At 71.9% G+C, this 25646-nt stretch carries 24 protein-coding genes; 19 read left to right on the top strand and 5 right to left on the bottom strand.

Annotation, left to right across the window (positions count from 1 at the left end):
* Window positions 1-125: 125 nt before the first annotated feature.
* From ACF08F_RS10605 to ACF08F_RS10615, 3 genes are read right to left on the bottom strand one after another with little or no spacing between them, the layout of a single operon-like run.
* Entirely contained in the window at window positions 126-1187 is a 1062-nt protein-coding gene (locus tag ACF08F_RS10605) for an ArsO family NAD(P)H-dependent flavin-containing monooxygenase (protein WP_392298132.1), read from the bottom strand.
* Window positions 1184-1954 (bottom strand): aquaporin, encoded by a 771-nt coding sequence (locus ACF08F_RS10610; protein WP_392298133.1) that lies wholly within the window; start codon window positions 1952-1954, stop codon window positions 1184-1186. The genes ACF08F_RS10605 and ACF08F_RS10610 overlap by 4 nt, the downstream gene beginning before the upstream one ends.
* A 40-nt stretch (window positions 1955-1994) precedes the next feature.
* Window positions 1995-2309, bottom strand: a complete 315-nt coding sequence (locus ACF08F_RS10615) for an ArsR/SmtB family transcription factor (protein ID WP_392298134.1) — start codon at window positions 2307-2309, stop codon at window positions 1995-1997.
* Window positions 2310-2383: 74 nt separating this feature from the next.
* On the opposite strand from ACF08F_RS10615, the gene ACF08F_RS10620 reads away from it, so the two are divergent.
* From ACF08F_RS10620 to trxB, 3 genes are read left to right on the top strand one after another with little or no spacing between them, the layout of a single operon-like run.
* A complete protein-coding gene (locus ACF08F_RS10620; RefSeq protein ID WP_392298135.1) occupies window positions 2384-2665 on the top strand; it encodes a three-helix bundle dimerization domain-containing protein in 282 nt (93 codons plus the stop codon).
* Window positions 2662-3081, top strand: coding sequence for an arsenate reductase ArsC (locus ACF08F_RS10625; protein WP_392298136.1), 420 nt, complete (start codon window positions 2662-2664; stop codon window positions 3079-3081). The genes ACF08F_RS10620 and ACF08F_RS10625 overlap by 4 nt, the downstream gene beginning before the upstream one ends.
* A 5-nt stretch (window positions 3082-3086) precedes the next feature.
* Window positions 3087-4076 carry a thioredoxin-disulfide reductase gene (gene trxB / locus ACF08F_RS10630; protein ID WP_392298137.1) on the top strand — a complete coding sequence of 330 codons (990 nt, stop codon included), beginning with the start codon at window positions 3087-3089 and terminating at the stop codon, window positions 4074-4076.
* Window positions 4077-4377: 301 nt separating this feature from the next.
* Here the strand turns inward: trxB and ACF08F_RS10635 are convergent, their stop codons facing one another.
* Window positions 4378-5571: an ROK family protein gene (locus ACF08F_RS10635; protein ID WP_392298138.1), complete on the bottom strand. Its 1194-nt coding sequence runs from the start codon at window positions 5569-5571 to the stop codon at window positions 4378-4380.
* 110 nt (window positions 5572-5681) lie between these two features.
* Here ACF08F_RS10635 and ACF08F_RS10640 point away from each other — a divergent pair, with 110 nt between their 5' ends.
* The 14 genes from ACF08F_RS10640 to ACF08F_RS10705 all read left to right on the top strand — a co-directional run bounded on the left by ACF08F_RS10640 (window position 5682) and on the right by ACF08F_RS10705 (window position 23939).
* Window positions 5682-6773, top strand: coding sequence for a Gfo/Idh/MocA family protein (locus ACF08F_RS10640; protein ID WP_392298139.1), 1092 nt, complete (start codon window positions 5682-5684; stop codon window positions 6771-6773).
* Window positions 6767-8206: a sugar ABC transporter ATP-binding protein gene (locus tag ACF08F_RS10645; RefSeq protein ID WP_392298140.1), complete on the top strand. Its 1440-nt coding sequence runs from the start codon at window positions 6767-6769 to the stop codon at window positions 8204-8206. The genes ACF08F_RS10640 and ACF08F_RS10645 overlap by 7 nt, the downstream gene beginning before the upstream one ends.
* Window positions 8203-9195 carry an ABC transporter permease gene (locus tag ACF08F_RS10650; RefSeq protein WP_392298141.1) on the top strand — a complete coding sequence of 331 codons (993 nt, stop codon included), beginning with the start codon at window positions 8203-8205 and terminating at the stop codon, window positions 9193-9195. Before ACF08F_RS10645 ends, ACF08F_RS10650 begins: the two co-directional genes overlap by 4 nt.
* A complete protein-coding gene (locus ACF08F_RS10655) occupies window positions 9192-10151 on the top strand; it encodes an ABC transporter permease (protein ID WP_392298142.1) in 960 nt (319 codons plus the stop codon). Before ACF08F_RS10650 ends, ACF08F_RS10655 begins: the two co-directional genes overlap by 4 nt.
* A gap of 10 nt (window positions 10152-10161) precedes the next feature.
* Window positions 10162-11382 (top strand): substrate-binding domain-containing protein, encoded by a 1221-nt coding sequence (locus ACF08F_RS10660; protein ID WP_392298143.1) that lies wholly within the window; start codon window positions 10162-10164, stop codon window positions 11380-11382.
* On the top strand, window positions 11382-12215 hold the full coding sequence (locus ACF08F_RS10665; RefSeq protein WP_392298144.1) for a sugar phosphate isomerase/epimerase family protein: 834 nt from the start codon (window positions 11382-11384) through the stop codon (window positions 12213-12215). The genes ACF08F_RS10660 and ACF08F_RS10665 overlap by 1 nt, the downstream gene beginning before the upstream one ends.
* Window positions 12216-12320: 105 nt before the next feature.
* Window positions 12321-15854 (top strand): ThuA domain-containing protein, encoded by a 3534-nt coding sequence (locus ACF08F_RS10670; protein ID WP_392298145.1) that lies wholly within the window; start codon window positions 12321-12323, stop codon window positions 15852-15854.
* A 110-nt stretch (window positions 15855-15964) separates the two neighbouring features.
* On the top strand, window positions 15965-17032 hold the full coding sequence (locus ACF08F_RS10675) for a sugar phosphate isomerase/epimerase family protein (RefSeq protein WP_392298146.1): 1068 nt from the start codon (window positions 15965-15967) through the stop codon (window positions 17030-17032).
* On the top strand, window positions 17025-18221 hold the full coding sequence (locus ACF08F_RS10680) for an inositol-3-phosphate synthase (protein ID WP_392298147.1): 1197 nt from the start codon (window positions 17025-17027) through the stop codon (window positions 18219-18221). Before ACF08F_RS10675 ends, ACF08F_RS10680 begins: the two co-directional genes overlap by 8 nt.
* Window positions 18218-19090, top strand: coding sequence for an SCO3242 family prenyltransferase (locus tag ACF08F_RS10685; RefSeq protein ID WP_392298148.1), 873 nt, complete (start codon window positions 18218-18220; stop codon window positions 19088-19090). Before ACF08F_RS10680 ends, ACF08F_RS10685 begins: the two co-directional genes overlap by 4 nt.
* On the top strand, window positions 19087-20529 hold the full coding sequence (locus ACF08F_RS10690; protein ID WP_392298149.1) for an EboA domain-containing protein: 1443 nt from the start codon (window positions 19087-19089) through the stop codon (window positions 20527-20529). Before ACF08F_RS10685 ends, ACF08F_RS10690 begins: the two co-directional genes overlap by 4 nt.
* Window positions 20516-21373, top strand: coding sequence for a TatD family hydrolase (locus tag ACF08F_RS10695; RefSeq protein ID WP_392298150.1), 858 nt, complete (start codon window positions 20516-20518; stop codon window positions 21371-21373). The genes ACF08F_RS10690 and ACF08F_RS10695 overlap by 14 nt, the downstream gene beginning before the upstream one ends.
* Window positions 21373-22566: a metabolite traffic protein EboE gene (eboE, locus tag ACF08F_RS10700; RefSeq protein ID WP_392298151.1), complete on the top strand. Its 1194-nt coding sequence runs from the start codon at window positions 21373-21375 to the stop codon at window positions 22564-22566. The genes ACF08F_RS10695 and eboE overlap by 1 nt, the downstream gene beginning before the upstream one ends.
* Window positions 22563-23939: an alkaline phosphatase family protein gene (locus ACF08F_RS10705; RefSeq protein WP_392298152.1), complete on the top strand. Its 1377-nt coding sequence runs from the start codon at window positions 22563-22565 to the stop codon at window positions 23937-23939. Before eboE ends, ACF08F_RS10705 begins: the two co-directional genes overlap by 4 nt.
* A 156-nt stretch (window positions 23940-24095) precedes the next feature.
* Here the strand turns inward: ACF08F_RS10705 and ACF08F_RS10710 are convergent, their stop codons facing one another.
* Window positions 24096-24599: an N-acetyltransferase gene (locus ACF08F_RS10710; protein ID WP_392298153.1), complete on the bottom strand. Its 504-nt coding sequence runs from the start codon at window positions 24597-24599 to the stop codon at window positions 24096-24098.
* Between the two features lie 395 nt (window positions 24600-24994).
* Between ACF08F_RS10710 and ACF08F_RS10715 the strand changes: the two genes are divergently transcribed.
* The gene (locus ACF08F_RS10715) at window positions 24995-25282 is read left to right on the top strand and encodes a hypothetical protein (RefSeq protein WP_392298154.1); all 288 of its coding nucleotides are present in this window, start codon (window positions 24995-24997) and stop codon (window positions 25280-25282) included.
* Window positions 25283-25329: 47 nt separating this feature from the next.
* The gene (locus tag ACF08F_RS10720) at window positions 25330-25611 is read left to right on the top strand and encodes a hypothetical protein (protein WP_392298155.1); all 282 of its coding nucleotides are present in this window, start codon (window positions 25330-25332) and stop codon (window positions 25609-25611) included.
* The last annotated feature ends 35 nt before the right edge of the window (window positions 25612-25646 follow it).

A 25646-nucleotide genomic window follows, 5' to 3' on the forward strand; every position in this document is an offset into this window, starting at 1 on the left:
GTTACCGGCCTACGCCGAGCTGACCGCTGTCCGGATCCTTTGTCCGCTACGCCCAAGGCGCTGCGACCGACCCGGACCCGTGCATGGACGGCGACATCCGCACCATCCACACGCGTCCCGCCGGCTCAGGCGGTGCCGAGCAGGCCGGCGATCCGGCGGGCGGCTTCGCGAGCGGGCCGGCCGACGCCGATGAGGGTGGCGGACGCCGGTCCGGTCCAGTCGCCGTAACCGAGGAGGTGCAGGCGGGGCTCGCCGATCGCCTGGGTGCCGGCCGTGGGGATGTGGCCCCGGGGTCCGCGCAGGCCGAGGGGTGAGAGGTGGGCGAGGGCGGGGCGGAAGCCGGTGCACCAGACGATCGCGTCGGCGTCTGCGGTCGTCCCGTCGGCCCAGGCGATGCCAGTTGCCGTGATCCGGTCGAACATCGGCTGGGCTTTGAGCAGTCCGGCGTCGCGGGCCTCGCGTACGGGCGGGACGGCCACGATGTCGCCCAGGGAGGCGACGCCGCCCGTGTCCGTGTGGCCTTCGTCGAGGGCGCGGCGGCGGGCGGTGGCGTGGTCGAAGAGGGCTCGGCCGTCGATGTCGTCGGCGAGATACCGAGGTTCGCGCAGGGTGACCCAGGTCAGCTCGGTGTCGTACGCGAGATCGGCGGCGATCTGGGCGCCGGAGTTCCCTCCGCCCACCACCACGACCCGCTGCCCGGCGAAGTCGGCCGGGCGTCGGTATTCGACCGTGTGGAGCTGGGTGCCCTGGAAGTCCGTACGGCCGGGGACGGCGGGGATGAACGGACGCCACCAGGTGCCGGTCGCACTGACGACCGCACGGGCGTGCCAGGTAGCGGTATCGGCCTCGACGCGTAGGAACTCGCCGTCGCGGTGGACCGCTCCGACGCGGACGGGGCGCACGACGGGGAGCTCGTACCGCTGCTCGTAGTCGGTCAGGTAGTCGACGACGTGTGCGGCCTCCGGGTATGTCTCGCCCGGCTGTGGTGGCATGAGCCGGCCCGGGAGGGAGGAGTACGCGGCCGGGGAGAAGAGGTGGAGCGAGTCCCACGTGTGCCGCCAGGCTCCGCCCGGAGTGGCCTGGGCATCGAGGACGACGAAGTCCACGCCGAGGCGGCGCAGGTGGTAGCCGGCGGCGAGCCCGGCCTGGCCGCCGCCGATCACCACCACATCCACGACCTCGGTCATTCCGCGTCCGTCTTCCCACGCATGAAGATGACCGCGACCAGGGCCAGGCCCGCAGCTGCTCCGATGATCTGCATGCCGACGAAGGCGGGAACGGAGGCGGGCGCGATGCCGGCGAAGGTGTCGGTGAAGGCTCGGCCGATCGTGACCGCCGGGTTCGCGAACGAGGTCGAGGAGGTGAACCAGTAGGCGGCGCCGATGTACGAGGCGACGGCCACGGGTGCGAAGCGGAGCCGGTCGGTGCGGGCGAGACCGAAGATCAGCAGGATCAGGCCGGCGGTCGCGACGACCTCGCCGAGGAGCAGGTTCCCGGCCGAGCGGTCGTGCGTGGACCACTTCACCAGCGGCTCGCCGAACATCGCGTCCGCCAGGACCGCGCCCGCGATCGCGCCGACGATCTGGGAGGGCGCGTAGACGGCGAGTTCACGGGCGTTCACGCCCGCGCCGCCACGGCGGGCGGTCCACCACTCCGCCAGGGTGACGGCGGGGTTGAAGTGCGCGCCGGAGACCGGTCCGAGGAGTGCGATGAGGACGCCGAGGCCGAAGACGGTGGCGGTGGAGTTGGCGAGGAGCTGCAGCGCCACGTCGTCGGTGAGCCGGGTGGCCTGGATGCCGGACCCGACGACGACGGCGACGAGCGCGGCCGTACCGACCAGCTCGGCGGCGGCGCGGGCGACCAACGGGGTACGGGGCGGGGTGGCGCCAGGCGCGGGCTGCGGCGACGGGTCGGTGGCCATGGCGTCGCTCGCAGCGGGCTCGGTGGCGGTCACGGGCGGGTACTCCTCGGCAGGTGAGGCACAGGGGGCAGGGTCAGGGGCAGGATCGCTTGAAGTTCGCCTCGGCGGTCAGGCGCGCGGTCTGCGCGAGGGCGGCGAACTGCCCGGCGAGCTGCTCGATGACATCCGGCTTGAGGCGGTAGTAGGTGAACCGGCCGCAAGGCTCCGTCTCCACGACCCCCGCCTCGCGCAGCACTCTCAGGTGGTTCGAGAGGTTGGTCTGCTTGGCACCGGTCTCCTCCACGAGATGAGAGGTGCACAGCGTCTCTCGGGCGAGCAGGGTCACGATCTGGAGGCGCAGGGGATCACCCAGAACCCGAATCAGATCAGTATCGACTGACGTCATCATGTGCTGATACTCTCACATCACCCGGAGCTGATACCAGCCTGGGCTGACCTCTTTGAGCCCAGGGGGTTCTCTCCATGACCGCGTCCTCGCACCCGGTCCTTCCCGAGGAACGCCTCGCGGCCGGTGTCGCCCGCCTCGCCGTACGCCACCAGGGCCGGTACTCGCTGGAGACAGTGCAGCGGCTGATCGCCGACTCCTACGAGCAACTCGCCGAGAGTGCGCACGTCAGCACCCACCTCGTGGTCCTGGCGGAGCGGTTCGCGGCAGCATCACCACCCTGCTGGATACCCTGCCCAGCGCCTGAAGCCTCCCCTCCCCGCGCCACGCTCCATCCCCGCCTAAGGAAGAACCGATGACCACCGCTCCGCTCGCCTCCGTGCTCTTCGTCTGCGTCCACAACGCGGGCCGCTCCCAGATGGCCGCCGGATTCCTCAACCACCTGGCCGGCGATCGAGTCGAGGTCCGCTCCGCCGGTTCGATTCCGGGCGACCAGGTCAACCCGGCCGCCGTCGAGGCCATGGCCGAGGTCGGCGTCGACATCTCCGACCGGAAGCCGAAGGTGCTGACCACCGAGGCCGTCCAGGCGTCCGACTACGTCATCACCATGGGCTGCGGCGACGCCTGCCCGATCTTCCCCGGCAAGAAGTACCTCGACTGGGCGCTGGAGGACCCGGCCGGCCAGGGTGTCGAGGCCGTCCGCCCGATCCGTGACGAGATCAAGGTCCTGATCGAGGGCCTCGTCGCCGAGATCGACGCGAAGCAGGAGGCGTGACACGCGTGACCGACCACACCCCCGACGACATCCGCGAGGTCATCGTCATAGGCTCCGGCCCTGCCGGATACACCGCCGCCCTCTACACCGCCCGCGCGCAGCTGAAGCCGCTGCTGTTCGGCAGCTCGATCTTCGTGGGCGGCTCGCTGACCACGACGACCGAGGTCGAGAACTTCCCGGGCTTCCCGGAGGGTGTCGACGGGCCGGTCCTCATGGAGAGCATGAGGGCCCAGGCCGAGCGCTTCGGCGCCGAGATGATCGACGACGACATCGTCTCCGTCGAGCTGACCGGCGACATCAAGGAAGTCACCGACTCCGAGGGCACGGTCCACCGCGCCAAGGCCGTGATCATCGCGACCGGCTCCGGCTACCGCAAGCTCGGCCTCCCGAACGAGGACGAGCTCTCGGGCCGCGGCGTCTCGTGGTGCGCCACCTGCGACGGCTTCTTCTTCCGCGACCGGGACGTCGTCGTGGTCGGCGGCGGTGACACCGCCATGGAGGAGGCCACCTTCCTCACCCGCTTCGCCCGCTCCGTCACCGTCGTCCACCGCCGCTCGACCCTGCGCGCCTCCCAGGTCATGCAGAACCGCGCCTTCGCGGACGACAAGATCTCCTTCGCCTTCGACAGCGAGATCGCCGAGATCAAGGCCGAGAACGGCATGCTCGCCGGCGTCGTGCTGCGCGACACCTTCACCGGCAGGACCCGCGACCTCGACGCCACCGGTCTCTTCATCGCCATCGGCCACGACCCGCGCACCGAACTGTTCACCGGCCAGGTCGATCTCGACGACGAGGGCTACATCACGGTGGAGGCGTCCTCCACCCGTACGAACCTGCCGGGCGTCTTCGCCGCCGGTGACGTCGTCGACCACACCTACCGGCAGGCCATCACGGCCGCGGGCTCCGGCTGCCGGGCCGCACTCGACGCGGAGCGCCACCTCGCCGCGCTTGCCGACAGGAACAAGGCCGCCCCCAGCGTGTCGCTCGCTTCCTGAAGCAGTCGTCGCCGACAGCGCTCAGCCCCCCTGAACACCAGCTCCTGTCCGTCGCGTTGGCGGATGCGACGGGCAGGAGCTGGTTCCGCGGTGCCCGGCAGGAAGCAGAGCACTGCCGACCCAGACATGGACGAGTCCGCAGCCTCCGCCCCTGGCCGGCGCCTTTGCCTGGACCTCCGTGGCGCGGTCGACAGCGAACCTGCGATGTCACCGAACTGCTGCGCGGGTTCACCTCCGAGTGCCGGTTTGCCGCCCGCTGCCCGCTGCCCGCCGTGAGCCTCACGAGGCGGGCGACGCTCGCTCATGGAGACGTCAGCTCCTGCACGTCCGACGTCGCGATGGCCTGGTCGACTGCCGCAGGGCTGAGGGTGTGCTCGATGACCATGACGGAGGCGCCGATGACGCCGGCGCGGTCGGCGAGTTCCCGTCCCCGGATGGCGAGATGCTGGGTGGCCAGGGGCAGGGAGCGGCTGTAGACGACCTCGCGTACGCCGGCGAGCAGGTGCTCCCCGGCCTCCGAGATGTCTCCCCCGATGATGATCACGCCGGGGTTGAAGAAGTTCACCAGCGCGGCCAGGACGTCGCCGATGTCGCGGCCCGCCTGACGGATCATCTGGATCGCGGCCGGGTTCCCGGCGCGGACCAGGGTGACCACGTCCCGGCCGTCCTGGGCGTCCGCGCCCGCCTCCCGGAGGCGCGCGGCAAGTGCGGCGCCGCCGGCGACCGCTTCGAGGCAGCCGGTGTTGCCGCAGCGGCAGGGCCGGTCCTCTGCCCCGGCCACCCGGATGTGGCCGATGTCGCCGGCCGAGCCCTGGGCGCCGCGGTGGAGACGGTGTTCCGTGATGATGCCGCAGCCGATGCCGGTGCCGACCTTGACGAAGAGGAGGTGCTCGACCTCGGGGCTGGCGGCCCAGTGCTCCCCGAGAGCCATGATGTTGACGTCGTTGTCGACCAGGACGGGGGCGCCGAGGCGGGGCGCGAGCCAGCCGGGTACGTCGAAGCCGTCCCAGCCCGGCATGATCGGCGGGTTCACGGGCCGGCCCGAGGTGTGCTCGACGGGGCCGGGGAGGCCGATGCCGACGCCGCACACGTCGGCGAGGGTGCGTCCGGTCTCGGCGAGCAGCTCCGTGAACTCGTCGACGAGCCAGCCCAGGACGTACTCGGGGCCCTCGGTGATCCGCAGGTCGCGGCTGCGTTCGGCGAGGACCCGGGTGGACAGGTCGGTGAGGGCGATCCGCGCGTGAGTGGCCCCCAGGTCGGCGGCGAGGACCGTCCGCGCCTCGGAGTTGAAGGAGAAGGCGACGGCGGGCCTGCCGCCGGAGGAGATCGCGTCCTCCGTCGGCCGGATCCAGTGCTGGTCCGCGAGGGCGTCGAGCCGCTGGGACACGGTCGACCGCGCCAGGCCGGTGAGCTGCACCAATTCGGTACGGGTGCGGGCTCGGCCGTCGCGGAGGATCGCCAGGAGGGCGCCGGCGCCTGCCGGTTCGGTGGTCAACTCGCTGTTTCCTTCCCTGTCGCGGTCAGGACTGCCGGGAACGCACTAATCATAACTCCCGTCGCACTTATGGTTGACGCCCGTCATAAGTCATCCCTACGATCCGAAACATGCTCGACATACAACGACAGTTGGCGGAAGTACGGGTGGGGATCGTCGGAACTGGCTTCATCGGCCGGATCCACGCCCGGGCCGCGCGACAAGTGGGCGCACGGTTGGTGGGCGTCGCGGGAGCTGACCTGGCGAGTGCCCAGGAGGGGGCGCAGGCACTCGGCGCCGAGCGGGCCTTCGCGTCGGCCGCCGAGCTGATCGCCTCCGGCTGCGTCGACGTCCTCCACGTCTGCACGCCCAACCACCTGCACGCCCCGCTCGCGCTCGCGGCGATGGACGCGGGCCTGTCCGTGATCTGCGAGAAGCCGCTCGCGACCGACTCCGCGACGGCCCGGAAGATGGCCGAGCGGGCCAGGGAGAAGGAGCTGGTCGGCGCCGTCCCCTTCGTCTACCGCTTCCATCCGATGGTCAGGGAGGCGCGGGCACGCCTGGCCGACCTCGGCCGCGTCAGCCTCATCCAGGGCAGCTACCTCCAGGACTGGCTGCTGGAATCGACCGACGACAACTGGCGGGTCGACCCCGAACTCGGTGGTCCCGGGCGCACGATCGGCGACATCGGTTCGCACTGGTTCGACCTCGTCGAGTTCGTGACGGGGGACCGGATCACCAGGCTGTGCGCGCAGACCTCCGTCGTCGTCCCGCACCGCGTGGGCAGCGGACCGGTCCTCACCGAGGACCTCGCCACCGTGCAGTTCGCCACCGCCTCCGGGGCCCTCGGCTCCGTGGCCGTCAGCCAGGTCGCCCCCGGCCGCAAGAACCGCCTCTTCCTGGAGGTGTCCGCCGCCTCCGGCAGCCTCGCCTTCGACCAGGAGAACCCCGAACAGCTCTGGCTCGGCGGCCGGAGCGGCTCCCAGGCGCTCGTCCGCGACCCGCTCAGCCTGTCCGAGGCCGCCAGGCGGTACTCCCCGCTCCCCGCCGGCCACCCGCAGGGCTTCCACGACTGCTTCGAAGCCTTCGTCGCCGACACCTACGCCGCCATCGGCGGGGAGCTCCGCGACGGACTGCCCACCTTCGACGACGGCGCCCGCGCCGGGCAGCTCACCGACGCCGCCCTCCGCTCCGCACACGACGGCGGGTGGGTCACATGCTGAGAATGACCGGCATCGGCAAGAGCTTCCCCGGAGCCCGCGTCCTCACCGACGTCGACCTCGACGTCGAGCGCGGCGAGGTGCACGCCCTCATCGGCGAGAACGGCGCGGGGAAGTCGACACTGATGAAGATCCTCGCCGGGGTGCACACCCCCGACGAGGGAACGATCGAACTCGACGGCCGGACCGTCTCCTTCAGGCATCCGACGGACGCCCAGCGTGCCGGGGTGGCGATCATCTACCAGGAGCTCACCCTCCTGCCCGAGCGGACCGTCGCCGAGAACGTCTTCCTCGGCCGCGAACCGAAGCGTTTCGGCCTGGTCGACCGGGCGGCGATGGAGACGGCCACCGCCACCCTCCTCGACGAGCTCGGCGAGTCCTCCTTCGGCCCGCGCGATCTCGTACGCCGCCTCTCCGTGGCGCAGCAGCAGGTCGTCGAGATCGTCAAGGCGCTCTCGGTGGACGCCCGGATCGTCGTCATGGACGAGCCGACGGCCGCCCTTTCCGAGAGCGAGGTCGAGCTGCTGTACCGCCTGGTTCGCCGGCTCAGCGAACGCGGGGTCTCCGTCCTCTACATCTCCCACCGGCTCCGGGAGATCTTCGAACTCGCCGCCCGCGTCACCGTCCTGAAGGACGGTGCCAAGGTCGCCACCCTGCCGATCGAGGAGCTCACCACCGCCGGGCTCGTCCGGCTGATGGTCGGCCGCGAGCTCACCGAGTACTACCCGGCACGCGCCACGCGCCCTGCCGGGGACGTCCTCCTCTCGGTGACCGGCGGCGGCAACGACGTCCTGGACGGGATCGACCTGGAGCTGCGCGCGGGCGAGATCGTCGGCCTCGCCGGGCTCCAGGGAGCGGGCCGTACGGAGTTGGCCAAGGCGCTCTTCGGCGCCGAGCCCTTCACCCGGGGCGAGATGACGCCACGGCGCCCCGGCTCCGTGCAGGACGCGATCCGCGCGGGCATCGGGCTCGTCACCGAGGACCGCAAGGCCGAAGGCCTCGCCCTGCACCAGTCCGTACGGGACAACGCCCTGCTCGTGGCCCGGGCGAGCGGCGGCGCGGGCGCCGGGACCTCGGTCCTGGAGCTCCTGGAGCGGGTGCGCCTCGCCCCGCCGCGCCCGGAGCGGGAGGTGCGCCACCTCTCCGGCGGCAACCAGCAGAAGGTCGTCCTCGCCAAGTGGCTGACGGTCGCCCCGAAGGTCCTCCTCTTCGACGAGCCCACCCGGGGGGTGGACGTCGGGGCGAAGGCCGCCATCCACGAGCTCGTGAGGGAACTCGCCGAGGACGGCATGGCCGTCCTGATGATCTCCTCCGAGCTCCCCGAACTCATCGGCATGAGCGACCGGATCGTCGTCCTCAGGGACGGCCGGATCGCCGGACACCTGCCCGCAGACTCCTCGGAGGAAGCCGTGATGCACCTGGCGGCCGGATCATGAGCCAGCAGCTCCAGACCCCCCTCCCGCTCAAGCCGCCCGCCCTGCGGGGCTTCGCCGTGGACAGCCCGGCGAGGCCCGTGTTCGTGGCCCTGGGTGTCATGATCATGATCGGTTGGCTGCTCTTCGTCCTCGACGGCGGGGAGTTCTTCGGCCAGAGCAACATCGTCGGCATCCAGCAGCGGTCCGCCGCCCTCGGCATCGTCGCCGTAGGCCAGACCCTGGCCATCCTCGCCGGCTCCCTCGACCTCTCCGTCGCCTTCCTGATGAGCCTCTGCTCGCTCGTCGCCGCCGAGACCATGGCCGAGTACGGCGTCCTGCCCGCCATCGGCGCCGTCCTCCTCGTCAGCGCGCTCACCGGACTCGTCAACGGTCTCGTCATCACCGCCCTCAAGGTGCACGCCTTCATCGCCACCCTCGGCGTCTCGCTCATCATCAAGGGCATCCTCGAACACCGCTACGACGGACCCGCGGGCCGTGTCCCCGAGTCCTTCCAGCACCTCGGCTACGACCGCATCGGCCCCGTGCCCGTCTCGGCCCTGCTCTGGCTCGCCATCGCGGCCGCCGCCTGGTTCCTGCTGCGCCGCACCCCGCTCGGCTACCGCATCCACGCCGTCGGCGGCGACCCCGAGGTCGCCCGCCTCTCCGGCGTACGGACCGACCGCGTCCTCGTCGCCACCCACGTCCTCTGCTCCCTGACCGCCGGCGCCGCGGGACTGCTGCTCGCCGCCCGCCTCGGCGCGGGCGCACCCACCGTCGGCACCGACGGCGGCTACGACCTGGAGTCCATCGCGGCCGTCGTCCTCGGCGGCACCGCCCTCGCCGGCGGCAAGGGCGGCGTCGCCGGCACCGTCGGCGGAGTCCTCCTCCTCGCCGTCCTCGACAGCGTCTTCAACCAGCTGGAGATCGATTCCTTCGCCAAGGACGTCGTACGAGGAGTCGTCCTCGTCGCCGCCCTGGCGCTCTACGCCCGCCGGAGGCGCGCACGATGAGACGCAACCTGCCCATCCTCGGGGTCCTGGCCGTCCTCCTCGTGGCGATCGCGATCGCCAACCCCTTCTTCCTCGAACCCGAGGGCTTCCTCGCCTTCGTCAAGCGGGCCGCGCCGCTCGCGATCCTCGCCGCAGGCCAGTACTTCGTCATCGTCTCCGGCGAGTTCGACCTCTCCGTCGGCTCCCTGGTCACCGCCGAGGTCGTCATCGCCGCCCGCCTCATCGACGGCGACTCCGGCGCCACCTGGCCGGTCGTCGCCCTCCTCCTCGCCTTCGGGGCCCTCGTGGGCCTCGTCAACGGGACGGTGACCACCCTCCTGAAGGTGCCGTCGTTCATCGTGACCCTCGGCATGCTCCTCATCTTGTCCGGTGCCGTCTTCCTCTGGACCGACGGCTCCCCGCAGGGCGCGCTCTCCGAGGAGTTCCGCCGCTTCGGCCGCGGCACCCTCGGCCCGGTCCCGTGGTCGGTGCTCGTGCTCCTCGCCGTCATCGGAGCCGTACTCGCCCTCATGCGCTCCGACTTCGGCCGCACGCTCCTCGCCTCGGGCGACAACCCGGTCGCCGCCGGACTCTCCGGCGTGCGGGTGCGCCGCGTGAAGACCCTGGCCTTCGTCCTCTCCGGCCTCTCGGCGGCGGTCTGCGCCGTCCTCCTCGGCGGCTTCGCCGGGGTCTCCGCCAAGGTCGGCGAGGGCCTGGAGTTCCAGGCGATCACCGCGGTCGTCCTCGGCGGCGTCGCCCTCGGCGGCGGGCGCGGCTCCGCCGTCGCCGCCATCGCCGGAGCCTTCACGCTCCAGGCCCTCTTCACCCTGCTCAACCTGTACGGGATCTCCGGCGCCCTCGAATACACCGTCCAGGGCCTGATCCTCGTCGTCGCCGTCGCCCTCGGGAACCTCCGGATCCCGCGGCGCGCCAAGCCCTCCTCCACCCCCTCCGACCCCGTCACCACCACCGCCTAGAGGAAGCATCATGCAGCTCATCCCCAGACGTGTCCTCGCCGCCTCCGCAGTGGCCGCACTCGTGGCGCTGACCGGTTGCTCCAGCGACCTGCCCTCGGACTCCGCGGCCCCCGGCGCCGCGAAGACCCCCGGCACAGAGACGACCACCGAGGGACCGAAGAAGACCGGCGACCAGTCCGCCTTCTTCGTCCAGGCCGACTACGAAGCCCAGCTCGCCATGCGCGCCGCCCAGCCGACCGGCCCCGCCGACAAGCCGTGGGAGCAGGCCATCGACCCGAAGCCGGTCGACACCGCGAAGTACAGGAAGGCCGGCCCGCACCACCTCTGCTTCTCCAACGCGGCCACCAACAACCCCTGGCGCCAGGTCGGCTGGAAGACCATGCAGGCCGAGGTCGCCGCCCACCCCGAGATCGCGAAGTTCACCGTCCTCGACGCCGAGGGCAAGGACGACAAGCAGATCTCGGACATCGCCGAGCTCCAGGCCAAGGGCTGTGACGCCCTCATCGTCTCGCCCAACACCACCGCCACCCTCACCCCGGCCGTCAAGGGCGCCTGCCCGAAGGTCCCCGTCATCGTCTTCGACCGCGGTGTCGGGACCGACTGCCCCGTCACCTTCATCAAGCCGATCGGCGGCTACGCCTTCGGCGCCGAGGCCGCCGAGTTCCTCACCGAGAAGGTCAAGCCCGGCGGGAAGATCCTCGCGCTGCGCATCCTGCCCGGCGTCGACGTCCTGGAGACCCGCTGGTCGGCCGCGAAGGCCGCCTTCGACAAGAGCGAACTCGACGTCGTCGGAGTGGAGTTCACCGACGGCGACGCGGCCAGGACGAAGAGCGTCGTCACCAACTACATCCAGCGCCACGGAAAGATCGACGGCGTCTGGCTGGACGCCGGAGCCACCGCCGTCGCCGCCGTCGAGGCCTTCGAGGACGCCGGCCTGCCCGTCCCGCCGATCAACGGCGAGGACCAGCAGGACTTCCTCCAGAAGTGGAAGGACGCGAAGCTCACCGCGATCGCGCCGACCTACCCGACGTACCAGTGGCGCACGCCCGTCCTCGCCGCGCTGAAGATCCTCAAGGGCGAGAGCGTCCCCAAGGTCTGGAACCTGCCGCAGCCGACCATCACCCAGGAGAACCTGGACACCTACCTCAAGCCCGGCATGCCGCCGCTGCACTACGCGCTCTGCGGCTGCGAGAAGATGGCCGGCTACCCGCAGAAGTGGGGCGGCAAGTAGTGGCGGCGATCGGAGTCAACACCTGGGTCTGGGACTCGCCCTCCACCGACGGGACGCTCGGCCGGCTCGTCCCCAAGGTCGCCGGATGGGGCTTCGACGCCATCGAACTCCCCGTCGAGCAGCCGGGCGACTGGTCACCCGAGCGGGCCGCCGCCCTCCTCCACGAGCACGGACTCGCCGCCTCGGTGGTCCTCGTCATGCCCCCCGGCAGAGAGCTCGTGGCGGCCTCGCCCGAGACGGTCCGCGACACCCAGGAATACCTGCGGCACTGCGTGGACGTCGCCGTCGCCGTCGGCTCCCCGACGGTCAGCGGCCCGGCCTACGCCTCCGTGGGCCGCATCTGGAAGCTCGACGCGGACGAGCGTCGCGCCGTCCTCGCCGAGCTCCGCGAGAACCTCGCGCCCGTCCTCGCGTACGCCGGCGAGCGCGGTGTACGGATCGGGGTCGAGCCCCTCAACCGGTACGAGACCAGCCTGATCAACACCGTCGAACAGGCCCTCGACGCCCTCCCCGACGAGTGCGGCATCGCGCTCGACACCTACCACCTGAACATCGAGGAGAGGAGTCCCGCCCAGGCGATCCGGGACGCGGGATCCCGTATCGCGCTCATCCAGGTCTGCGGCACGGACCGCGGCGCCCCCGGCGCCGACCACTTCGACTGGACCGCCTTCGCCTCGGCGGTCAAGGACGCGGAATACACCGGCCCGTGGGTCATCGAGTCCTTCACACCGGACAACACCACGATCGCGACGGCGGCCTCCGTCTGGCGCCCCCTGGCCGCCAGTCAGGACGACCTGGCCACGAACGGACTCGCGTTCCTCCGCACCCTCTGACCCCTCCGTCACTTCCGTAGCGACCCACCACCACCGCACTACCGACGTACCGCACCTCACGTCTCTCCCTTCCTCATCACGGAGATCCCAGTGCAAGCATCACGCGTGAGCCGCGCTCTGGCGGCTCTCACCGGTACCGTCCTCACGGCCTTCCTCATACCGGGCGGTTTCGCCCAGGCCCAGCCCGTCGAGGACGCCGCCGCCACCCACAAGGTCCTGCTCTTCACGAAGACGGCGGCCGGTGCCTACCGGCACTCCTCGATCGACGCCGCCGTCCAGACCTTCACCCAGCTCGGCGCCGAGAACGACATCCAGGTGGACCGGAGCGAGGACGCCGACGTCTTCAACACCGCCGCCCTGAACACCTACGACGCCGTGGTCATGCTCCAGACCTCGGGCATGGTGTGGGACACCGACGCCCAGCGCGCCGCCGCCCAGGAGTACGTGCGCAGCGGACACGGCATCGTGGCCGTCCACAACGCCACGGACATGAACATCGAGTCCGAGTTCCCCTGGTGGGACGAGGTCGTCATGGCCGGCGCCCACATGACCGCGCACTCCAGCATCGTGCAGGGCACCGCCAAGGTCGCCGACCGGACGCACCCGTCGACGAAGGGGCTCCCGGACCGCTGGACGCGGGCCGAGGAGTGGTACAACTTCGACAAGAACGCCCGCGGTGACGTGCACGTCCTCGTCACGGCCGACGAGACCACGTACGACGCGGGCGGCGCGAAGATGGGCGCCGACCACCCCATCTCCTGGTGCCGCAACGCCGAGGGCGGCAAGGTGTGGGTCACCGCCATGGGCCACGAGACCGCCTCCTACAGCGAACCGCTGTTCCGGCAGCACCTGCTCGGCGGCCTCAAGTGGGCCGCGGGTGCCGCCGAGGGCGACTGCGGCGGCACCGTCGCCGACCGCTACCAGAAGGTGACGCTCGACAGCGCGCCCGACCAGCCCATGCAGCTGGACGTGGCCGACGACGGCGACGTCTGGTACGTCTCCCGCTCCGGCGCCGTCAACGTCATCCACACCCACGACAACGTGCCCGAGACCCATGTGGCCGGACGCCTCGGTGTGTACGACGGCGGTGAGGACGGCGGCATCGGCCTCGCCCTCGATCCGGACTTCGCCACCAACCGCTGGGTGTACGTGAACCACTCGCCGGCCGGGACCGCCGAGATCAACCGGGTCTCGCGGTTCACCGTGAAGAGCGACGACACGCTCGACATGGCCAGCGAGAAGACCGTCATCGAGGTCCCGGCCTACCGCCAGACCGACGAGCCCGGCCACACCGGCGGCGGCCTCGACTTCGGCCCCGGCGGCAACCTCTACATCGGCGTCGGCGACGACACCAACCCCTTCGCCTCCGACGGCTACACGCCGATCGACGAGCGCCCGGGCCGCGAGAAGTACGACGCCCAGCGCTCCTCCGCGAACACCGACGACCTGCGCGGCAAGATCCTCCGCGTCCACCCCGAGGCGGGCGGCGGCTACACGATCCCCGCGGGCAACATGTTCGCCCCCGGCACCGCCAAGACCCGCCCCGAGATCTACGCGATGGGCTTCCGCAACGCCTTCCGCTTCGGGGTCGACCCGGTCACCGGCTGGATCTCCGCCGGCGAGTACGGCCCCGACGCGGGCTCGGCCAACCCGAACCGCGGCCCCGAGGGCACCGTCGAGTGGAACCTCATCAAGCAGCCCGGCTTCTACGGCTGGCCGTACTGCGTGGGCGACAACACCCCGTTCAACGACTACGACTTCGCCACCGGTGCCTCCGGCGCGAAGTTCGACTGCGCGGCGCCCGTCAACAACTCGCCGAACAACACCGGTCTGACCACCCTGCCCCCGGCCAAGGCCGCCACCGTCTGGTACGACTACCACGCCTCGGAGGAGTTCCCCGAGATCGAGGTCACCGGCGGCGCGGCCCCGATGGGCGGCCCGTTCTACCACTACGACGCGGCCAGCACCTCGGAGCGGAAGTTCCCCGCGTACTACGACAAGACGCCGTTCTTCTACGAGTGGAGCCGCAACTTCGTCAAGGAGTTCCGTCTCGACGGGGGCGGCGGCCTCCTGAAGATCAGCCCCTTCGTCGCCGAGCTCGCCCCGCGCGCCCCGATCGACATGAAGTTCGGCCCCGACGGCGCCCTGTACATCGCCGAATGGGGCAACGGCTTCGGCCACTCGAACACCGACGACGGCATCTACCGCGTCGACTACGTGGCCGGCAACCGCACCCCGCTCGCCAAGATCGCCGCCACGCCCGACTCCGGCCAGGGCCCGCTCCAGGTCACCTTCTCCGCGGCCGGCTCCGCCGACCCCGACGGCGACGCCCTCACCTACGCCTGGGACTTCGGCGACGGCGCCACCGGGACGGGACCGGACCCCACGCACACCTACACCGTCAACGGCACCTACACGGCCCGCGTGACGGCCACCGACACCGCCGGCAAGGCAGGCATCGCCAGCACCACGATCACCGTCGGCAACACCCGTCCCAAGGTCACCTTCACCACCCCCGCCAACGGCAGTGTGGTCAACTACGGCGACACGCTCTCCTACACGGTCTCCGTGACCGACCCCGAGGACGGCACCGTCGACTGCTCGAAGGTCGTCGTCACCGCCGCGCTCGGCCACGACAGCCACAGCCACGACACCGGCCAGTACACCGGCTGCACCGGCTCGATCACCACCAGTGCCTCGGGCCACGACGCCACCGCCGACACCTCCGTCGTCCTCTCCGCCGACTACGTCGACGACGGCGGCCTCCAGGGCACCACGACGGTGAAGCTCCAGCCCCGCCACAAGCAGGCCGAGTACTTCACCGGACAGTCCGGCATCCGGGTGGTCGAGCAGAGCGGCGCCGAGAACGGCAAGCGCATCGGCGACATTGACGACAACGACTGGATCTCCTTCTCGCCGCTGAACCTGGCCGGCGTGGAGACCGTCACCTTCCGCTTCTCCGCCCCGACCGCGACCGGCGGCGCCATCGAGCTCAGGGCCGGTTCGCCGACCGGCGCCCTGATCTCCTCCACCCCCGTCCCGGCCACCGGGGACTGGGACACCTATGTCAACACCGTGCCCGTCCCGATCACCGATCCGGGTGGCACGCAGACGGTGTACGCGGTGTTCAAGGCGCCCACGGCCCGCTCGTACGACGTGGACGCGATCGTCTTCGACGGCGCCGGAACCGGTGTACCGACCCCGCCGGAGAGCGGCCACACCTACACCGTGACCAGCGCGCACAGCGCCAAGCGGATGGACGTGCGCGCGGTGTCGCACGCCGACGGCGCCGCCGTCATCCAGTACGAGGCGAACGGCGGCACCAACCAGCAGTGGCGGCTGACCGCGGCCGGCACCGACGCCTTCACCCTCGCCGCGGTCCACAGCGGCAAGTGCCTCGACCTGCCGGACGGCAAGGGCAGCGTGAGCGTCCAGCAGTGGACCTGCTCCGCCACGGCCACCGACCAGCGGTGGAAGCTCGTCGAGGTCTCGACCGGCGCCTACCAGGTCGTCTCGCTCTCCAGCCGCAAGTGCCTGGACATCCCCCGGAGCTCGGCCGACAACGACATCCAACTCACCACGGCGCGCTGCTCCACCGGCGCGACCAGCCAGCTGTGGAGGTTCGGCCTGATCGGCTGAGCCCCACCCGACACCCGGTGCCCGCCCGCACCCTGACCGCGGGCGGGCACCGGGACCCACCCCTCCCGCAGCGCACACCCCCTGTTCCTGATGCCGGAAGTGGAGACGCCATGACCCGTCCGATCACCCTCTTCACCGGTCAGTGGGCCGACCTCCCGTTCGACGAGGTCTGCAGGCTCGCCTCCCAATGGGGCTACGACGGCCTGGAGATCGCCTGCTGGGGAGACCACTTCGAGGTCGACCGGGCCCTCGCCGATCCGGCGTACGTACGCCGCAAGAGAGACGTCCTCGACGCCCACGGCCTCTCGGTCTGGGCGATCTCCAACCACCTCGTCGGCCAGGCCGTCTGCGACGACCCCATCGACGAGCGGCACCGGGCCATCCTGCCCGCGCGCCTCTGGGACGACGACCCCGAGACCGTACGCCGCAACGCGGCCCGCGAGATGGCGGACACCGCGCGCGCGGCGGCGCTCCTCGGCGTCGACACCGTCGTCGGCTTCACCGGCTCGTCGATCTGGCACACCGTCGCCATGTTTCCGCCGGCCACCCCCGGCATGATCGAGGCCGGCTACCGCGACTTCGCCGACCGGTGGAACCCCGTCCTCGACGTCTTCGAGGAGCACGGCGTCCGCTTCGCCCTCGAAGTCCACCCCAGCGAGATCGCCTACGACTACTGGACCACCCGCCGCACCCTCGAAGCCATCGGCCACCGCCCCTCCTTCGGGCTCAACTGGGACCCGTCCCACATGGTCTGGCAGGACATCGACCCGGCCGGCTTCCTCCTCGACTTCGCGGACCGCATCTACCACGTCGACTGCAAGGACACCCGCGTCCGCGTCGGCGACGGCCGCCGCGGCCGGCTCTCCTCCCACCTGCCCTGGGGCGACCCCCGGCGCGGCTGGGACTTCGTCTCCACCGGGCGCGGGGACGTGCCCTGGGAGGACTGCTTCCGCGCGCTGAACTTCATCGGCTACGAGGGCCCCGTCTCCATCGAGTGGGAGGACGCCGGGATGGACCGCCTCGACGGCGCGGCCGAAGCCGTCGGCCTCATCCGCCGCCTCGCCTCCACCCGGCCCCCCACCGCGTCCTTCGACGCCGCGTTCGCCACCGCCGAACCGATGGACCAGAAGGACCTGAAGGACCTGAAGGACCAGAAGGAAGGAACCCGCCATGAGTGAGACGACCACGCGGGAAACGGCAGGCGCGACCGGGCGCCTCGGCGTCTGGTTCGTCGGCGCCCGCGGCTCTGTCGCCACGACCGCCGTCGTCGGCGCCGCCGCCCTCGCCGCGGGCCTCGTCCCGCCCACCGGCCTCGTCACCGCCCTCGACGACTTCGCCGCCGCCGGGCTCCCCGCGCTCGACCGGCTCGTCTTCGGCGGCCACGACGTCACCGACACCCCGCTGCCCAAGCGGGCCGAACAACTCGCCGCCGGGGGAGTGTTCCCCGCGATGCTGCTGCCCGCCGTCGAGGCCGCGCTGCTCGCCGCCGACCGCGAGATCCGACCCGGCGCCCGCATGCCGTCCGACCGGCCCCAGCGCGAGCCCGCCACCGCCCTCACCGACGACATCGTCTCCTTCCGCGAGCGCCACGGCCTCGACCAGGTCGTCGTCGTCGACGTCTCCTCCACCGAACCCCCGGCCGCCGCCCACCCCGCCCACAGCGACCTCGCCGGCCTCGAAGCCGCCCTCGACCACGAGCCCGACGTCCTCCCCGCCAGCTCCCTCTACGCCTACGCGGCCCTGCGCGCCGACTGCGCCCACGTCGAGTTCACGCCCTCCCAGGGCCTCCGCGTCCCCGCCCTCCGCGCCCTCGCCGCACTGCGCCGGCTGCCGTACGCGGGCTGCGACGGGAAGACCGGCGAGACCCTGGTCCGTACGGCCCTGGGGCCGATGTTCGCCCACCGGGCCCTGCGCGTACGGTCCTGGTCGGGCACCAACCTGCTCGGCGGCGGCGACGGCGCCACCCTCGCCGACCCCGAGGCCGCCCTCAGCAAGAACACCTCCAAGCGCAGCGGCCTCACCGCCATGCTCGGCGACGGCGTCGAGGGCCTCACCCACATCGACTACGTGCCGAGCCTGGGCGAGCGGAAGACGGCATGGGACCACATCGCCTTCGACGGCTTCCTCGGCACCCCGATGACCCTCCAGTTCACCTGGCAGGGCGTCGACTCGGCGCTCGCCGCGCCCCTCGTCCTCGACCTCGCCCGCTTCCTCGCCCGCGCCCGCGAGCACGGCGCCACCGGACCGCAGGAGCAGCTCTCCTTCTTCTTCAAGGACCCGGTACGGACGGAGGGCGCACCCGCCGAACACCGCCTGGTCACCCAGTTCGAGGCGCTGCGGAGCTGGTACGCGGGGGAGGCCCGGTGATCGGCGCCAAGGCCCGCGCCTTCGCGGAGCTCGTACGGGCACCGGCCGCGCTCACCGTCCTCGGCGACACCCTCGCCGGCGCCGCCGCGAGCGGCCGTCCCGCCGCGCCGACCGGGCGCCTCGCGGCCGCCTCCACCTGCCTGTACTGGGCGGGCATGGCGCTCAACGACTACGCCGACCGCGAGGAGGACGCCGAGGAACGCCCCGCCCGCCCCGTGCCCTCCGGCCGGGTCAGCCCGCGCGCCGCGCTCGCCACCGCCACCGCGCTCACGGCGGCCGGACTCACCGCCGCGGCCGCCGCCGGGGGCCGCGACACCCTCGCGGTCGCCGTCCCGCTCGCCGCCACCGTCTGGGCCTACGACCTGGGGGTGAAGAACACCCGGTACGGGCCGGCCGCCATGGCCGCCGCCCGGGGCCTCGACGTCCTCATGGGCGCCGGCGCCCGCCGGGCCCGGCGCGCCCTCGCCCCGGCCGCCCTCCTCGCCGGTCACACGTACGCCATCACGGCGGTCAGCCGCCGCGAGACCCTCGGGGCGGGCGCCTCCCTGCCGGCCGGGGCGCTCGCCGCCACCGGCGCGGTCGGCCTGGTCACCGCCGCGCTCACCCCGCCGGCCACCGCCCGCGCCCACCGCGTCGTCTCGACCGCCCTCATCGGCGGCTACGCCCTCGCCGCCGGCTCCGCCCAGCTGGCCGCGACCGTCCGCCCCGACGCCACCCACCTGAAGCGCGCGGTCGGGGCCGGGATCCACGCCATGATCCCGCTCCAGGCGGCCCTGACCGCGCGGGGCGGCTCCGTCCGTACCGCGCTCTCCCTCCTGGCCGCCTACCCGCTGGCCAGGAGCCTGTCCCGGAAGGTGTCCCCGACATGACCCCACGGCCCGGGCCCCCCGCGGCCCCCGCGCCTCTTGCGCCGAGAGCGCTCCGCTTCGGCTACGGCACCAACGGCCTCGGCGACCACCGCCTCGACGAGGCCCTGGAGGTGATCGCCGGACTCGGGTACAGCGGTGTCGCCCTCACCCTCGACCGCGGCCACCTGGACCCGTACACCGCCGACCTCGGGCGCCGCCTCGCCCGCACCCGCCGCAGGCTCGCCGCGCTCGGCCTCTCGGTCGTCGTGGAGACCGGCGCCCGCTACCTCCTCGACCCCTGGCGCAAACACGCCCCCACCCTCCTCGACAGCGACCCCGAGGGCCGCGCGCGCCGACTCGGCCACCTAAGGCGGGCCGTCGGGATCGCCGCCGACCTGGGGGCCGAGGCGGTCTCCTTCTGGAGCGGCACCCCCGAACCCGGGCTGTCCGACGAGGAGGCGTTCCGGCACCTCACCGAGGGCTGCGCGGCGCTCGTCGAGACCGCGCGACCGGCCGGAGTGCGGCTCGGGTTCGAACCCGAGCCCGGCATGCTCGTCGAGGACCTCGACGGGTACGAGCGGCTGCGCGAGGCCCTCGGCGACCCGGAGACCTTCGGCCTCACCCTCGACATCGGCCACTGCCAGTGCCTGGAGAAGGCCCCGCCCGCCGACTGCGTACGCCGTGCCGCGCCCTGGCTCGTCAACGTACAGATCGAGGACATGCGCCGGGGCACCCACGAGCACCTGGAGTTCGGGGACGGCGAGATCGACTTCCCGCCCGTCCTCGCCGCGCTCGCCGAGTCCGGATACGGCGGTCTCGTCTCCGTCGAGCTCCCGCGCCACGGACACAGCGGCCCGCGCACCGCCGCCCGCTCGCTCGACGCCCTGCGCGCCGCCTCTGCCCACCCCTGGACCACCGAGGCGGTCCACCGCGTCCGCACCGAACCCGAATCTCTCGCGACGCTCTTCCCCGTCGCAGCCCGGCACACCGACCCCGGCACCGGGGACGCCGTCCGCGCCCAGCTCCTCCAGGCAGTTCCCGGCCCCGAACAGGTGAATTTCCTCGTGGAGTTGTACGAGCAGGGGGACGCGGCCGAACGGCTCGCCGTCCTCCGGGCCCTGCCCCTCCTCGACCGCGACGGGGAGCTCGGCGCCGGGGCGCTGCCGCTGGTCGCCGACGCGCTGCGCACCAACGACGTCCGGCTCGTCACGGCCGCCGTCGGCCCGTACGCGGCCCGGCACCTCGACCGGGCGGACTGGCGCCAGGCCGTCCTCAAGTGCGTCTTCATGGGCATCCCGCTCGACGCCGTCGCGGGTCTCGCCCGCCGCGCGGACCCCGAACTCGTCCGCATGTTCCGGGCGTTCGCCGCCGAGCGCACCGCCGCCGGCAGGCCCGTCCCCGACGACCTGCGGGAACGGCTCGACCTCCACGAGACGGGAGAGCGCCATGCGCATCTTTGACCCCCACATCCACATGACCTCCCGCACCACCGACGACTACCGGGCCATGGCCGCCGCGGGCGTCCGTGCCCTCGTCGAGCCCGCGTTCTGGCTCGGGCAGCCGCGCACCAGCCCGGGCAGCTTCCACGACTACTTCGACGCGCTGCTCGGCTGGGAGCCGTACCGCGCCGCCCAGTACGGCGTCCGGCACTTCTGTGCACTCGCCCTCAACCCCAAGGAGGCCAACGACCCGCGGTGCCTCCCGGTCCTCGACGACCTGCCCCGCTACCTGCTGAAGGACAACGTCGTCGCCGTCGGCGAGATCGGCTTCGACTCGATGACCGAGGCGGAGGAGCACGCCTTCACCGTGCAGCTGGCGCTGGCCCGCGAGCACGGCCTGCCCGCCCTCGTCCACACCCCGCACCGCGACAAGGCCGTCGGCACCGCCCGCACTCTGGAGATCGTCCGCGCCGACGGCATCGACCCCTCGCTCGTCGTCGTCGACCACCTCAACGAGGTCACCGCGCCGCTCGTCGCCGCCTCCGGCTGCTGGATGGGCTTCTCCGTCTACCCCGACACCAAGATGGACCCGGACAGGACGGTCGCGATCCTCAAGGAACACGGCACGCGCCGCGTCCTGGTCAACTCGGCCGCCGACTGGGGCCACAGCGACCCGCTGCTCACCCACGCGACCGCCCTCGCCATGCTCGGCACCGGTTTCACCGAGGACGACGTCGACCAGGTGCTGTGGCGCAACCCCGTGGAGTTCTACGGACAGAGCGGCCGTCTCCTCCTGGACGAACCCGAACTCCAGCCGCTCGACGAACTGTTCGCCGGGAACTCGATCCGCCGGGGCGGCTGCTGATGCGGCTGCGCCACCCCGGCGGCGAGCTCGTCCACCTCGGCTACTGCACCAACGTGCACCCGGCCGAGGACCTGGACGGCATCCTCGCCCAACTCGACGCCTACGCCCTGCCCGTCCGCGCCCGCCTGGACGAACCGGTCCTGGGCCTGGGCCTGTGGCTCGCCCACGAGCCGGCCGCCGCGCTCGCAGCCGACCCCGGCCTGACACGGCGCCTCCGGGCCGAACTCGCCGTGCGCGGCCTCGAAGTGGTGACCCTGAACGGCTTCCCGTACGGCGGTTTCCATCAGCCCGTCGTCAAGCACGCCGTCTACCGCCCGGACTGGACCACACCCGAACGGCGGCTCCACACCGAGAACCTGGCGTGCGTCCTCGCCGGACTGCTCCCCGACGACGTCGAGGAGGGCAGCATCTCCACGCTCCCGCTCGGCTGGCGCGACGACTGGCAGCACCCGTACGACTCCGATCTGGCGAACCGCCAGATCAAGCTGCTCGGGGACGAACTCGACGCGATCCGGAGGGCGACGGGACGGACGATCCGCATCGCGTTCGAGCCGGAGCCGGGCTGCGTCGTCGAGACCACCGACGACGCCGTACGACACCTCTCCGGACTCGACCCGCGCCACTTCGGACTCTGCCTCGACGTCTGCCACCTCGCCGTCGCCTTCGAGACTCCCGACGAGGCCCTGCGGCGGCTCGCCGGAGCCGGGATCCCCGTGACGAAGGTCCAGGTCTCCTGCGCCCTGCACGCCGACGACCCGTCCGACCCCGCCACCCGCGCCGCGCTCGCCGCCTTCGACGAGCCCCGCTTCCTCCACCAGACGCGCAGGGCGGGACACCCCGCCACCGGCACCGACGACCTGCCGGCCGCCCTCACGGGCCTCGCCGCCGACGTCCCCTGGCGCACACACGTCCACATCCCCCTGCACACCGACCCCGCACCCCCGCTCGCCTCCACCCGACCCGTCCTGCGCGCCGCCCTCGCCGCGCTCCTGCGCGCCGACCACCCCGTCGCCCGCCACCTCGAGACCGAGACCTACACCTGGTCGGTGCTGCCCGAGCCCCCGCGCGACACGGCCGGGCTCGCCGACGGGATCGCCGCCGAACTGGACTGGACCCGCCGCGAACTGCTCGCACTCGGCCTGACCGGACAGGCCCTGGCCCCCGAACCGAACAGGAGCACCCACAACCGATGAGTGTCGTCGTCCTGGACGTCGTGGGCCTCACCCCACGCACGCTCACCCACATGCCCAGCCTGCGCGCCACCGCCGGGACGGGCTTCACCGCCACCCTCGACACGGTCCTGCCCGCGGTCACCTGCTCCGTCCAGTCCACCTTCCTGACCGGCCTGATGCCCGCCCAACACGGCATCGTCGGCAACGGCTGGTACGACCGCGACATGGGCGAGTTCGCCTTCTGGCGTCAGCACAACGCCCTGGTGCAGGGTGAGAAGGTCTGGCAGACCGCCCGCCGCACCCGCCCCGGCCTCAAGGTCGCCAACATCTGCTGGTGGTACGCGATGGGCGCGGACGTCGACATCACCGTCACCCCACGCCCCGTCTACCGCTACGACGGCCGCAAGTCCCCCGACTGCTACACCGTCCCGGCCGAGCTGCGCGACACCCTCACCGAGGAGCTCGGCCCCTTCCCCCTCTTCGACTACTGGGGCCCCAAGGCCGGCCTCGCCTCCTCCCGATGGATCGCCGACGCCACTCGCCGGGTCCTCGCCGACCACGACCCGGACCTCACGTTCGTCTACCTCCCGCACCTGGACTACGACCTCCAGCGCTTCGGCCCGGACTCCCCGCAGGCCCGCACGGCCGCCCGCGAGCTCGACACCGTCCTCGCCCCGCTCCTGGACACCCTGGCGGCCCGGGGGAGCACGGTCGTCGCCCTGAGCGAGTACGGCATCACCGAGGTCCGGCGGCCCGTCGACATCAACCGGGCGCTGCGCCGCGAGGGCCTCCTGAACGTCTACACCCAGCAGGGGATGGAGTACCTCGACCCCTGGACCTCGCGAGCCTTCGCGACCCCGGACCACCAGCTCTCGCACGTGTACGTGGCCGACCCCGACGACGTGGAGCGCGTACGGGAGCTGCTCCTGAAGGTCGAGGGCATCGACCAGGTGCTCGACCGGGACGACCAGGCGAAGGCCGGGCTCGACCACCCCCGGACCGGGGAGCTCGTCGCGGTCGCCGCGGCCGACAGCTGGTTCACGTACTACTACTGGCTGGACGACGACCGTGCCCCGGACTTCGCCCGGGGCGTGGAGATCCACCGCAAGCCCGGATACGACCCGGCGGAGCTGTTCTTCGACCCGGCCGACCCGCTGGTCATGGCCAGGGCCGCCATGAGCGTCGCGAAGCTCAAGCTGGGCATCAGGGGCACCCTGTCCGTCGTCCCGACCGACCCGTCCTGCGTCCGGGGCAGCCACGGCCGCCTCCCGGACAATCCTGAGGACACGCCCGTACTCCTCTGCTCCCGCCCCATGCACACACGGGACCGCTTCCACGCCACAGAGGTGAAGGAGTTCCTGCTCACCTGCTTGGACGACGCGAAGTCCGACTGACCACGCGAGGGCGGCGCCAAGCAGCAGGCCGAGGGTGTCGACCACGACGCGCCGCTTGCACCGCTTCGATGCCGTTGTCGACGAGACAGCCGATCGCGTCCGGCATCGCCCGGTGGGGCACGCTTCCGGACCCGGGAGCAGGACGACAAGAGCTGCTCACGCGTCGGGGTGCTCCGGCAGGGCGAGCCAGTCCGACCAGGAGATCTCTCGGCCGAGGAATCGCGGCTGCTCGAACGGCCAGTCGGCGGCGATCCACTGCGGCACGAGCTCATCGAGGGCCTGCTCGACCTTGCTGTCCACCAGCTCGTCCACCACCCACCAGGAGATCTCGCCGTCCGCGCCGGCCCTCTCCGGTGGGTCGATGTAGACGCAGCCGAGCAGAGCCGTCTCCGCCGCGTCGAACAGCGCGTAGTTGAAGGACTCGTGTGCGGCGATCTCCAGCTCGTGCCGCAACAGGTCGGCCTGGTCGGCCTCGTAGGTCATGGTGGCCGCAGGCCAGCCCCAGGCCGGGCCGAAGATCGTCCACAGCCGCTCGCGCGAACCCATCACAGCCGGATAGTCGAGCGGGGTGTCCGCCTCCCGGATCGGCCGCAGGTGATGGCCACCGCCCGGCAACGGCACCAGGACGGGATGGACGAAGTCATCAGGAAGCCAGCTCATGGAGCCCGACGGTAGCAGCGCGCAGCCGTCCGCTCCCCTGTATTTCCCCCGTCATACGGCCAGGCTCGGCTCCTCTGCAGGGCAGGGCTCGCGATCACCCGAACGGACTCTCGTTCGATCGACCGACCCCATGCCCACCGCTCGCCCTGCGGTGAGAGCCCGGCGAGGTGAATCCGCAGGCCAATTGGCGCGAGTCAGCTTGTGGACAGGTCCTGTTGGAAGAGTGGATCTTGTTCGTTCATGATCGCTTCCTGTGGGGTGTGAGGCTCGGACGAACGACCGGTGGTCGCGGCTCATGTCGCTGTTGCCCTGGAGCATCAAGCCGGGTCGTCCGCAGGTGTGGACGCGGCTGCAGCGACCGCGTCCATGGTTCGACCCCCTGTGAGAGGAGCGACGTGATGCTCGGCTACTGCCTGGCGCTCGTTCGCCGGCCGGCCCTGCCCGCGCTGGCGATCGGTGTGGTGTTCGCGGCGGCCGCGACTGCCGTGCCGGTCCTGGACGACGGCACGCCGTGGAGCGAAGCCGCTCCCGATGCCCTGGCCGCAGGTGCGGCGGTCGCCTTCGTCTTCACCTTCGTACTGGCCCTCACCGCAGCGGTGGGCGCCGCCCGCACGGCTCGCCGGTACGGGATGGCGCTCGGACCCGAAGCCGTGGCCCTGCCCTGCCCTGCGTTCGTGAAGTGAGGATCCCCGCCGTCGCGGGCAGAACCGCCTTCCAGCTGACGGACAGCGTGCGACACGTCATTGAGAAGGACCCCGTCCTGCGGGTGCAGGAGATCACCTCGTTCGGGCACGGCGTCCTGGACCTGACCCTGCGCGGACCGTCGGACGCGACGGTCTTCGTGAGTGTCCGCGTCACCACCGGACCGAACGAGACGGCTGCCGTCGTGGAAGCGCGTCCGGAAGCCACGTACAAGAAGCTCGACGCGGCGGTCTGCTGGGCCCTCGCCCGCGTGGTCGAGAAGCACGCGGCACAGGCCCTGCATGACGAAGCTGCGGGTGACTCCCTCTGACGCCAGGTCACGCCCGCGGCTGCCGGAAAGCTGCC

This window comes from Streptomyces sp. NPDC015130 (assembly GCF_043080005.1).
In the GTDB taxonomy this organism is placed as follows: Bacteria; Actinomycetota; Actinomycetes; order Streptomycetales; family Streptomycetaceae; genus Streptomyces.